7 protein-coding genes are annotated in these 12,469 nt (G+C 60.4%); 4 read left to right on the plus strand and 3 right to left on the minus strand.

Translation table 11 applies throughout. The features are described from left to right. Positions 1-330 precede the first annotated feature (330 nt). From U9R61_RS06055 to U9R61_RS06065, 3 genes are all read right to left on the minus strand, one after another. Entirely contained in the window at positions 331-2,727 is a 2,397-nt protein-coding gene (locus U9R61_RS06055) for an ATP-binding protein (protein WP_322487922.1), read from the minus strand. A gap of 245 nt (positions 2,728-2,972) precedes the next feature. Beyond that, complete coding sequence (locus U9R61_RS06060) at positions 2,973-3,899, minus strand: A/G-specific adenine glycosylase (RefSeq protein WP_322487923.1); 927 nt, start codon at positions 3,897-3,899, stop codon at positions 2,973-2,975. Positions 3,900-3,916: 17 nt separating this feature from the next. Next, entirely contained in the window at positions 3,917-6,289 is a 2,373-nt protein-coding gene (locus U9R61_RS06065) for a bifunctional (p)ppGpp synthetase/guanosine-3',5'-bis(diphosphate) 3'-pyrophosphohydrolase (protein ID WP_322487924.1), read from the minus strand. A 442-nt stretch (positions 6,290-6,731) separates the two neighbouring features. Here U9R61_RS06065 and U9R61_RS06070 point away from each other — a divergent pair, with 442 nt between their 5' ends. The 4 genes from U9R61_RS06070 to U9R61_RS06085 all read left to right on the plus strand — a co-directional run bounded on the left by U9R61_RS06070 (position 6,732) and on the right by U9R61_RS06085 (position 12,402). Then, a complete protein-coding gene (locus U9R61_RS06070) occupies positions 6,732-8,342 on the plus strand; it encodes a gamma-glutamyltransferase family protein (protein ID WP_322487925.1) in 1,611 nt (536 codons plus the stop codon). A 38-nt stretch (positions 8,343-8,380) separates the two neighbouring features. Beyond that, positions 8,381-9,895 carry an acyl--CoA ligase gene (locus U9R61_RS06075; protein ID WP_322487926.1) on the plus strand — a complete coding sequence of 505 codons (1,515 nt, stop codon included), beginning with the start codon at positions 8,381-8,383 and terminating at the stop codon, positions 9,893-9,895. 284 nt (positions 9,896-10,179) lie between these two features. Next, entirely contained in the window at positions 10,180-11,136 is a 957-nt protein-coding gene (gene coaA / locus U9R61_RS06080) for a type I pantothenate kinase (RefSeq protein WP_322487927.1), read from the plus strand. A 285-nt stretch (positions 11,137-11,421) separates the two neighbouring features. After that, the gene (locus U9R61_RS06085) at positions 11,422-12,402 is read left to right on the plus strand and encodes a 2-dehydropantoate 2-reductase (protein WP_322487928.1); all 981 of its coding nucleotides are present in this window, start codon (positions 11,422-11,424) and stop codon (positions 12,400-12,402) included. Positions 12,403-12,469: the final 67 nt, after the last annotated feature.

Below are 12,469 nucleotides of genomic sequence, written 5' to 3' on the forward strand. Positions count from 1 at the left end.
GCGTGCCGTCCATTCCGCTCCTGCCTTGTGGTGAGTCATGCGGCATCTCGTATCACGGTGGGAGTGGGGACATCTATGATACGAGGTGGGCCGACTCACCGCAAATACCTATCCCCGAAAGCGGCCCCCTCCCCCACCTCACGGCGGGAGAGGGGCGCTGCTAGCTCCCTCCCCCGAAGGGGAGGGTTGGGGTGGGGGCATCAGGCGACCGTCGAGGACGCAGAGGGTGAGGAGCATACCAACTCCCGCTGCTTCCTTTGCGTTCTCCTGCGTCTTTACGTTAAAACCGCTGCGGCTTTGCTCGCTTTGCGCCTCTGCGTTACCCCCGTTTCACCGCAGCGAGGCCGGTTCGGTGATCCTGGCGATGGTGCGGCGGGTGCGTTCGCGGTCGTGGTAAGCGGCTTGGATAGCAGCCATCAGCTCATCGGCGGCAAACGGCTTGCGGAGCACCGCATACGCGCCGCTCGCCGCCATTGCCGCTACTTGATCAGGCTCGATTTGTCCGGTGAACAGAATGACACTAGCGACCGGGTCGTATGAGCGCAAGACATTGAGCAACGTGATCCCATCAAGTTCAGGCATCACTACATCGCTCAGCACCATATCAAACTGGTTAGCAGTATAGATAGCGACCGCCTCGGCGCTGTGAGCGCAATAGGTGACACGATGGCCGGCTCTTTCCAACAACTCAATTAACCCGTGCGCCGCCGCTTCATCGTCGTCGATGACGAGCAGGTGAAGCGAAGGGATCGGTGCCGGCGCCGCCTCGGCTGGCTCTTCCTGCACAATCGGCAAGCGGATGATCATGGTCGTCCCCTTGCCAACCTCGCTCTCGACATCGAAACGACCGTTGTGATTTTGGATGATCCCATACGATACTGCCAACCCTAAACCGGTGCCCGACTGGTTGCCGGTAGCATGTTTCGTCGTGACAAACGGCTGAAAGATATGACGACGGATGGCTTCGGGAATGCCACAGCCGGTATCCTCAACTTGCAACACAATCCAGCCTTGCTCGGTCTTAAGCGTGACCGTCAACACGCCACCCTGCGGTTTCATTGCATCACGAGCATTGGTGAGCAGATTGAGGAAGACCTGCGCGATCTGGCCGGCATCACAGATCGTCAGGGGCACCACCTCGATCTGGCGCACCACCTGAATGCTGTGTTTGCGTAATTCAATCTCCATCAAGGTGAGCGTACCATCAATCACTTCACGCAAATCCGACAGCTCACGCCGCGATTCACGCCGGCGGGCGAAGGTCAGCAAGCTACCAGTAATACTGCTCCCGCGCTTGCAGGTGTCGAGCACCACCTTCAGCGCCTCATTTTTCGTTTCAACCTCGCCGTCGGCTAACCCTAATTGGGCATAGCCGAGCATCCCAGAGAGAAGGTTGTTAAATTCGTGCGCAATACTGGCAGCGAATGTGCCAACGGCAGCCAGCTTCGCCGACCGGCCCAACTCGATCTGCATTTCTTGCCAACGGCGAAAGAGGCGCGCGTTTTGAATCACGGCGGCAGCATGGCGGGCAAAGGCAGCCAAGAGACGTTGCTCGTCCTCTTTGAGGCCGCGCACCTGCTCAAACGCCAGACAGACGGTGCCAAGCGGTTGCTGCTCATCCAACAGCGGCAAGAGAATGATCGCTTGCCAAGGTGAGTGTTCGGTCAAGGCAGCCACTGGCGCCAGCGTCTGCACGTGCTGGTCGGTAAAGAGCGTGACGCGCCGCCGTTCGAGGGCGAACTCGTAGTCGCGGGGCAACGGAATAGGTTGTGGCCCCACTCCTTCGGTCGGCGCCGGCAAATGGTGCGACGCAACCAATTGCAGATTGCCATGCTCATCGTACAACGTCACCCATGCGCTATCCGCTTCCATCAGCGCGCTTAGCCGCTCGCCGAGCAGATTGAGCATCGTTGGCACATCACGGCTCGCCATCAATGAGACAACCAGACTTTGCAAATGTTCGCTTTGGCGTGAGAGGGATAACAGCCGGGCGTTGGCTGTGCGCAGTTGGGCGTCGGCGATGTTTAACGCCTCTTCGAGTTTGTGCTGGCGGCGCAAACTGATCTGCACCATTGCCAGCGGGGCGATGCCAAGGGCAAAGGCCCACACCTCCTGCTGCCAGAGGATAGCCAGCATCCCACCCAAGGGGGCAAAGATGAGCGCATACCAACCGGCATCGTCGAGACGCAAGCGCAGCACCGCCGGCAAGGATTCCCCCGTGAACGGCGCGATCAAGCTCGCGCTTGCCACCCGTTCGATCAGATAGACAACCAACCCGCTGCCGATCAACCCAACGATTGCCGCTAGCGAAGCCATGGTTGCGCCATAGGTGTGCTGTTGGACAAAGATCATCAACACCACGCTGCCGGCAGTTAAGGCGATCCAGCGCGTCGCAGCCAACGAGAGCGCCTGCCACCATGGTGCCGCGCGCGCTAACGCGCCGGCCACCGCACCAATAGCGACGGCGAGCAGGAACAGCGGCCACGGCAAGATGATCATCGCGGCAATGAGCAAGACGAGCATTACGGTGAGTGGACGATCATGCTGGCGCACAATAGTCAGTGCTTCAAAGATGGTCAGACCGAGCGCAAAGAGGATCGCAGCCAGCCACGAACCCACATCGAGCGGGGTAGCCGGCGCTAAGAGCCAAGATATCACCCCCACAAGGATAGCAGCGCTCCACAATCCGATCAGCGATCCGCGCACGGGCGACGGAATAGTATACATGAAGGCGTCTCCTTGTAGCGCGCCGTTGCCTGTCCGAAAAGGAGGCACTAGTAAAACAGCACGGCAGCTATCGACCAGGCTGCCTGCGTCTATCGCTGGTTGCTAAAGATATTTTGTGCCTTTTGTCGTACTAAACGAGGGCAAAGACCAGATTGGCATATACATAATAGGATATATTCGCAGATCGTTCTTTGTTGGATGCGAACAAGATGCTCTTGCCAAACGCTTAACGGCCTATGCCGGAGTTAAGCGGGCAAGCGCACGCCTTGTTCCGTGATCACCAACAACCCATCACGGGCGAGATCACGCACCAGTTGCTGAAGCCACTCTTCATGGTCAGCCACGAAATCAGGCCGCACTTGCCGGCCCAGTTCGGATAGGGGTAACGCCGTATCGGCAGGCAGAGCGCGCAGCGCGGCAATAATCCGGCCCCGGTACCAGCGGCGCGAGCCGACGAACGGTTCGGCAGGGCGCGGCTCGGCAACACGCTTGAGCGCAGGAGCGGCCATTGTTTCAGCCAGAGCGGTATCAGCGGCGACCGCGGCAGCATAAGCGCGGCAATGCCGGCGCAACGGGCAGCGCCGGCACGCTGGGCTCGCGGCAGTGCAAATCAGCGCGCCTAGCTCCATGATCGCCTGATTCCACGCCCAACCTTGCCCCGGCGGAATTAGCGCCTCGGCGTGGGCCAGCAATTCGGCCTCGGTCGCTGCTGCTGCATGGTCAGGGCCAACGCAAAGCCGGCGCACCACGCGCCGGATATTCGTATCGAGAAAGGCGACATCTTGCTCGAAGGCAAAGCAGGCGATTGCACCGGCGGTATAAGGGCCAATGCCGGGCAAGGCGCGCAAGGCGGCGACCGAGTCCGGCACCCGCCCGTCGTGGCGGGTGACAATCGCCTGCGCCGCTCGTTGCAAATTGACGGCACGTCGGTTGTAGCCAAGCCCGGCCCACAACCGGATCACATCGGCAGTTGGCGCGGCAGCAAGAGCTTCTATGGTGGGAAAGGCAGCTAAAAACGCCTGATACTTCGGGATCACCCGATCAACCTGCGTCTGCTGAAGCATCACTTCGGCGACCATGATCGCATACGGATCGCGGGTACGTCGCCATGGCAGGTCACGGGCATCGTTGGTAAACCATTGGAGCAGGTCAGCACGGATCGCGTCGATCATCTCCAACTGTTGCTCGGCTAGGTCTTGCGATAGACATCAAGCACATCGGGAATGCGGTTGATTTTCTCGATCAGCGGCGAGAGCTGGGCCATTGACTGGAGCGAGACGGTGACATTCAACGCCATCCGGCCATTGGCGCGTGGTTTGCCATGATTGACTTCAGTGATATTAATGCCGGCTTCGGCGATCACATTAGAAATATCGCGCCACAATCCAACCCGATCCCACGCTTCGATCCGTAACGGCACGGGGAAGGTCTGGTTTGTCACCGCACCGTTGCCCCAACAGACCGGCATGAGACGATCCCGTTCAGCTTCACTCAGATGTTGGAGGGTGCGGCAATCGGCCCGATGGACAGTCACACCACGACCACGAGTGGTAAAGCCCACGATCGGTTCGCCAAAGATCGGATTGCAACAACGAGCGATGCGCGATGGGATTTTGCCAGTACCAGCAAGGTAGATCTCACCGCTCGCGCTTACCTGCGCCATCGGTTGGGTGGGGCTTGGCGCGGGCGCCGGCGCAGGTGCAGGAGGCGCTTGAGCATCGAGTAATTTCGCGACCAGCTTGCGCTCGTTGATATCATCAACCCCGATTTGGTAGAAGAGATCCTCTACCGAGCGTACCGAGGGGCCGGCCAGCTCAACCAGCTTCTCAAAACTCACGTGGGTGAGACCGACGCGCCGTAGTTCTTTCTCAAGCATCTCACGCCCGGCGGCGATATTCTCTTCGCGCTCGAGCCGGCGGAAGTAGCGTTTGATATGGTTTTTGGCCGAAGGTGTCTTGACAATGCGCAGCCAGTCACGGCTAGGACCGCGCGGCGTCTTCGAGGTCAGAATCTCGACAATCTCACCGTTGCGCAGCTCGTAATTGAGCTGCACCATGCGATCATTGACTTTGGCGCCAATACAATTATGCCCTACTTCCGAATGGATGCGGTACGCGAAATCGATTGGTGTCGAGCCTTCGGGCAGGTCGATAATCTTGCCTTTGGGCGTAAAGACAAAGACGCGCTCTTCAAACTCGGCGCGTAGCATATCAACAAATTCGCTGTCGGTCGTCTCGTTGCGCCACGTAATCAACTCGCGCAACCAGCGAATCTTGTTTTCGTAGTCTTTGTCGCTGCGGGTATTGAAGCCTTCTTTGTAACGCCAGTGGGCGGCAATGCCGTGCTCAGCCTCTTCGTGCATCTTCCGCGAGCGGATCTGCACTTCGCAGTGAACGCCTTCGGGCAGGATGACCGTGGTGTGGATCGAGCGATACGAACTCTCTTTGGGGGCGGCGATATAATCATCGAACTCTTGCGTCACCGGCGTCCAGTTCATTTTGCTATGGACAACGCCGAGCGCCCGGTAACATTCCCCCACTTCGTTGTTGGGATCATCAACAATAATCCGCACCGCGAGCTGGTCATAGATCCGCTCCAGCGGCACCCCTTTGCGCTCCATTTTGCGCCAGATCGAATAGATATGCTTCGAGCGGCCAGTCACTTCGGCCTTGATGCCTTCGCGGGCCAGAGCCTCTTTCAACTGGGCAATCACCCGCTGGACGATGCGGTCGCGCGCTTCTTTCCGCATCGCCAGACCTTGAGCAATCTCTTTGTAGCGATCGGGATGGAGGGTCTTAAACGCGAGATCCTCGAGCTCCGACTTCATCTGCCACATACCGAGGCGGTGGGCCAGCGGCGCGTAGATATCGAGCGTCTCGCGCGCGACACGCTGCTGTTTGTGCGGCGGGGTGGCGTGAATGGTGCGCATATTGTGCAGGCGGTCAGCCAGCTTGATCAACACCACCCGCGGATCATCAGCCGAGGCGATAATCAGTTTGCGGTAGGTGCCGGCCTGCACCTCCTCTTTGCTCTTGTTCTCGTACCCTGAGAGCTTGGTCACGCCATCGACGAGATTAGCGACTTGCTTGCCAAAGAAACGTTCAATCACCTCGATCGGCACGCCGGTATCTTCGACCACATCATGCAGCAGCGCCGCGGCGATCGATTCGGTATCGAGGCTCAAATCGAGCAAAATCAGGGCAACCTCAATCGGGTGATCAAGGTAGGGTTGGCCTGACTGGCGGCGCTGGCCTTCGTGGGCAACAGCGGCGAGCGCATACGCGCGGCGAATCAGATCAAAATCGGTAGAGGGAAGATATTCGCGGTGGCGGGCAATGAGCGCTTCGACCGAGGGCGAGAAATAGGCATGGATGAATGCATCTTGCACCGTCTCGAGCGAGGATTGGCAGCCACGCCGCTGCTGCTGCTCGACGATGGTGAGCATGACTTTGTGCTTCAGCAATTCAGAGGCAAGGGGGGGAAGCTCATCACTCATCACCGGATCGTCTGGCATATCTGCAATCAATTCAACCGGATGAGCGGTAGCAGTTACATCGTCCATAGTAGCCGCTCCTGTTCAGGCAGGCTATGTGCCACCGATCTGTCGCGTGGCTGGTCAGATGACGTGCGGATAGCAGCGCAGCTCCGAGACGGCAATGCCAGTGTATCGGTTTCGTCGGATGGTATGTCACCACCGTCGTTCAATAGCATTTCCGGCTAGTTCAAGAGAAAGCAGGTTCGTAATCGGCTTGCTCGGCGACAGCGAAATAATCACTGATGATACGACCTTGATGAAGGAGCTGATCAAAAACGCCCGGCGTGCAACGCCAGGCCGCATCCAACCACTGAGCCGATCATCCGCGATCGTAACACACGTTATGTCGTTGTTATGTAGGATAACACTCGCGGGCGGCAATGTCAAGCTGCGTCATTGGGATGTACGATTCACTGTATAATCAAATATCTCACCCATAGCGACTCAGTGATGTGAAGGAGCTGTATTCATGGATCTCAACCTGCACCATTTCCCCTACCCCGGACGGCGGGTACCGGTCGTGGCCGAGCGCGGCGTGGTGGCGAGCAGCCATCCGCTGGCGTCGCAGGCCGGGATGCAGGTATTGCAAGCCGGCGGCAATGCGGTTGATGCGGCGATTGCGACGGCAGCGGCGTTGACGGTGCTCGAACCAACCTCGAATGGGTTGGGAGGTGATGGCTTTGCCCTGATTTGGGCTGGCAATACCCTGCATGGCATTAATGGATCGGGCGCGGCGCCAGCCGCCTTGACCGCCGAGGCGCTGGCCGCTGCCGGCCATACCGAGATGCCGGTGCATGGTTGGTGGCCGGTGACGGTGCCGGGAGTGGTGCAGTTGTGGGGCGATATGCACGAGCGGTTTGGCCGCTTACCGCTGGCGCAGGTGCTGGCGCCGGCGATTGCGTATGCCGAAGAGGGTGCGCCGGCGCCGCCGATGGTGACCTATTTTTGGGCGCGGGGGGTGGCGGCGGCCCATGCCCGCACCGGCCCGGAGTTTGCCGGTTTTCTGCCTACCTTTAGCCTCGATGGCCGCGCCCCGCGCCCCGGCGAGCGGTTCATGAGCCCCGGCCATGCCCGCACTCTGCGCTTCATTGCCCGTCACGGCGCTGATGTGTTTTACCATGGGGAAATTGCCGCCGCGATTGACCGCTTTGCTCGCGCTACCGGCGGTTTGCTGCGGGCCGAGGATTTGGCGGCCCATCATTCAGAGTGGGTGACGCCGATTACGATGCAGTATCGCGGCTATACCGTTCACGAGATTCCGCCGAACGGGCAGGGGATTGCGGCATTGATGGCGCTCGGCATCCTTGACCACGTTGATCTGGCCCGGTTCCCCCGCGAGTCGGCAGATGCCTTTCATCGGCAGGTTGAAGCGACGAAGTTAGCCTTTGCCGATGCCTTTGCTTATGTGGCCGATCCGGCCAAAGCGCCGGTGCCGGTGGCGCAGATGCTTAACCGCGACCGGCTGGCGGCGCGCAGCCGGCTGATCGGCGAGCGAGCCCAAGACTATGGCCCAGCGGCGTTGCCCAAGGGCGGCACGGTCTATTTTGCGACGGCTGACCGTGATGGTATGATGGTGAGTATGATCCAATCGACCTACATGGGTTTTGGGTCGGGGGTCGTGGTACCTGAATATGGCATTGCGCTGCACAACCGGGGCTGCGGGTTTGTGGTCGATCCTAGCCATCCCAATCACGTGGCACCGGGCAAGCGCCCCTTCCATACCATCATTCCCGGCTTTCTCAGCAAAGACGGCGCGCCGATCGGCCCCTTTGGCGTGATGGGGGCGCATATGCAGCCGCAAGGCCATACACAAGTGGTCGTCAATACGCTCGATTACGGTCTGCACCCGCAAGCGGCGCTCGATGCGCCGCGCTGGCGCTGGGAACGCGATGGTACGCTACGACTCGAACTCGAAACACCGCGTCACGTGATCGAGGGGCTGGCGGCCCGCGGCCATCAGGTAGTGGTCGAAAGCGAGTTGGGCGGCTTTGGTCGCGGGCAGGTAATTTGGCGCTTGCCGAGCGGCTGCTACGTTGCCGGCACCGAGTCGCGTTGCGATGGCTTGGCGGTTGGTTGGTAACAGATAGAGTACATTGCGTAGATAGGGAATGCCGCGCTATGACGACACGCAGAGCGACGCTGTTTGATCTCTTGCACGCCGGCGACGCGCGCGATCCGGCCTTGATCGCGCCGGGAGGTCCGGTGTGGACGTTTGCCGATCTGCGCGCGCAGGTCGGCCAGTTGGCCGAATGGTTGCAAGCCCGTGGGTTGGGCCGGGGAGACCGGATCGCAATCGCACTCGGCAATGGCCCGGCGATGGCGATGGCCTTTCTCGCCGCGGCGACGGCGGCCACCGCTGCGCCGCTCAACCCCAAGTACCGCCGCGACGAGTTTGCCTTCTACTACGAAGACACCAATGCCCGCGCGCTGATTGTGGCTCCCGGCGAAGGCGACGAAGCGCGGGCCGCGTTGCGTCCGGGGATGCTGTTAATCGAAGCAACGCTCGACGCTGATGGCCGCTTGGTCTTCAGCACTGCCGGCGAGGCCGGCCCGCCGCGCCACGATGGCTGGGCCACAGCCGATGATGTGGCGATGATCCTACACACCAGCGGCACGACCAGCCGGCCCAAACGGGTGCCGATCCGCCATCGCAATCTGGTTGCTTCGGCCGCTAACATCATCGCTACCTACCAGCTCAGCCCTGTCGACCGCTCGCTCTGCGTGATGCCGCTGTTCCACATTCACGGCATTGTCGCTTCGTTGCTCAGCCAACTGGCAGCCGGCGGCGCGGTCATCTGCCCTCCCGGCTTCGATGGCCTCAAGTTCTGGAGCTGGGTTGAACAAGCGCGGCCAACGTGGTATTCGGCGGTGCCGACGATGCATCAGGTGCTGCTAGCCCGCGCCGAGCGCAATGCCGCGATCATCGCCGCCAACCCGTTTCGCTTCATCCGCTCGTCGAGCGCACCGCTGCCGCCGGTGGTGATGGAGCGGATGGAGGCGGTGTTTGGCGCGCCGGTGATCGAGAGCTACGGGATGACTGAAGCCTCGCACCAGATGACCTCGAACCCGCTGCCACCCGGCCAGCGCAAACCCGGCTCGGTCGGGATCGGTTTTGGGGTGGAAGTCGGCATCATGGACGAAAGCGGCAACTTGTTGCCGGCAGGGGTGAAGGGTGAGGTGGTGGTACGCGGGCCGAACGTGGTTGACGGCTACGAGAACAACCCCGAAGCCAACGCGGCGGCGTTTGTGCATGGCTGGTTCCGTACCGGCGATCAGGGCTATCTCGATGACGATGGCTATCTGTGCTTGACTGGCCGGATCAAGGAGCTGATCAATCGCGGCGGTGAGAAGATTTCACCGCTTGAGATTGACGATGTGCTGCTGCGCCACCCGGCGGTCGCCGAGGCGCTGGCCTTTGCGGCGCCCCACCCGACCTTGGGTGAAGAAGTGCATGCAGCAGTGGTCTTGCGCGAAGGGATGCAGGCCAGCGAACGCGAACTGCGCGATCACTGCGCCCAGTGGTTGGCCGATTTCAAAGTGCCGCGCACGATCCATATCCTGAGCGCGTTGCCACGGGGCGCGACCGGCAAGCTGCAGCGGATCACGATGGCCAAGACGCTAGGGTTGGCGTAGGTAGGACGTTTTCTATGGAATGCGGCAGTAAGACTGCCGCATTCCACCGGGAGAGGAACTATCTGGCACTCGCAAGCCGACACTCTCAGCGCATTGCCATGGAGTGCGGCAGCCTTACTGCCGCACTCCACACCCTGTGCTTATAACGCGCCTGTGAAAAGCTTTACAATCCGCACCAAAATTGCGGTATGATAGTGTTATTGGCAAATGACAACGCATTGTCTGCTCATCGTCGCAACGACGCTGCCGGCCACCACCTCCGGCGTTGACACACAGGAAGCGGCATGATCCCCAAGCTTGAACTCGAACGGCGTCTCTCGCCCTACGTGAGTTTTTCGCGGTCGGAATGGTCGGCATTGCGGAATGGCACACCTTTGCCGTTGAGCACCGACGAGTTGGACTCACTGGTAAGCTTGACCGATAGCGTCTCGATGGAAGATGTGGCCGACATCTACCTACCGCTGGTGCGCTTGTTGCAGCTCTATTACGAAAACGCTTGCCGGCTGTATCAGGCAACAAGCGCGTTTCTTGGTTCGGCAACGGCCCGCGTGCCTTACGTGATCGGCATTGCCGGTAGCGTAGCGGTGGGCAAGAGCAGCACGGCGCGTATCTTGCAGGCGCTGTTGGCGCGTGGCCCCGGCCAACTCAAGGTGGATCTGGTGACCACTGACGGCTTTCTCTACCCGAACCGGGTGCTGCAAGAGCGGGGCATTATGCACCGCAAAGGCTTCCCGGAAAGTTATGATCGACGCCGGCTGTTGCAATTCATCGCTGATATCAAGTCGGGGTATGGCCCGGTGAGCGCGCCGGTTTATTCGCACTTGACGTACGATATTGTGCCGGATCAGTTTCAGGTGGTCGATCACCCCGATGTCTTGATTGTCGAAGGGCTGAATGTGTTGCAACGCGGCGCCAATACCCGGCGCGAACCGCAGCTCTACGTGTCGGATTTTTTTGATTTTGCGATTTATGTTGACGCCGACGAGCGGGATCTCGAACAGTGGTACATCGAGCGCTTTTTGCAATTGCGCAAGACGGCGTTCCGCGATCCGTCATCGTATTTCCGCCGCTACGCCGAGCTGAGCGAGGCTGAAGCGATTGCTACCGCTCGCCGGATTTGGCGCGAAATCAATTATGTAAACCTCAAACAGAACATTGAGCCGACGCGCTGGAGCGCCGATCTGATTTTGGTCAAAGGGTCGCGCCACGAGCTCGAACGGGTGTATCTGCGCAAACTGTAAATACAGAGGCGCAGAGGGAGCTGTAGAGCCGGATGGCTGTCCGGCTCCGCAAAGGACGCCAAGAGTTTAAACGCAAAGGCGCGGTGAAGCCGGACGGCTGTCCGGCTCCGCGAAGGGCGCGAAGGGGTTATGGGATTGGAGGCGCACGCAAACGTGCTGTCCCCGATTGACCCTCTGCGGTAAATACTCTCGCCAGCCGCGCCCCTCGCCCGGCGGGGAAGGGGTTAGGGGTGGGGCAAGAGACAACTAAATGAGATACCATTGTTCATCACAGCGAGGATTGATATGCGCATCTGCATTGTCGGGGCCGGCGCGATCGGGGGCTGGTTGGGCGCGAAGTTGATACAGGCTGGCGCCGAAGTGACCTTGATTGCCCGCGGCGCGCACTTGGCTGCGATCGAAGCCAACGGGTTAACCATCGAATACCGCGATGGCCGCCAAGAGGTGGTGCATCCGGCGTTGGCTACCGCCGATATGGCTGCCGCCGGCCCGCACGATATGGTGATCGTAGCGGTCAAAGCCCAATCATTGCCGGCGCTGGCCGCACCGATGCGCGCGCTCTATGGCCCGGATACGGCGGTGGTCTATGCCCAGAACGGCATTCCGTGGTGGTATTTCTTCCGCCACGGCGGTCCTTACGAAGGCCGCCAGATCGAGGCGGTCGATCCCGGCGGGGTGATCGCGGCCAACACCAAGATCGAGCGCGTGATCGGCTGTGTCGTCTACCCGGCGGCGGCGATCGAGCGGCCCGGCGTGATCCGGCATCTGGAAGGCAACCGGTTTACGCTCGGCGAACCCGACGGCAGCCGGAGCGAGCGAGCGCTGCGGCTGAGCAAGTTGCTCGAGTCGGTTGGTTTGCGCGCACCGGTGAAAACCGATATTCGCAACGAGATTTGGCTCAAGCTGTGGGGTAATCTTTCGTTCAACCCGATCAGCGCCCTGACCCGCGCCACCCTTGACCGGATCATCGCTGATCAGGGAACCTACACCCTAGCGGCGACGATGATGGCCGAGGCGCAACAAGTTGCCGAGAGGCTAGGGGTGCGCTTCCCGGTCTCGATCGAGCGCCGCATCCGCATGGCCGAAGAGATCGGCGCGCACAAGACCTCGATGCTGCAAGATATCGAGGCCAAACGTCCGACCGAGATCGATGCCTTGTTGGGGGCAGTGGTCGAACTCGCCGATCTGACCGGCGTCCCGGCGCCAACCATGCGCGCGATATACGCTGTCACCTCGCTGCTTGATCGGGTGAACTGCGGCCAGTGATAGGTATGCTCCAATATGGAGTGCGGCAGTTTCATTGCCGCACCCTGTCATCGCGAGAGCGCCCAGC

This window comes from Chloroflexus sp., from assembly GCF_034431535.1.
GTDB lineage: Bacteria > Chloroflexota > Chloroflexia > Chloroflexales > Chloroflexaceae > Chloroflexus.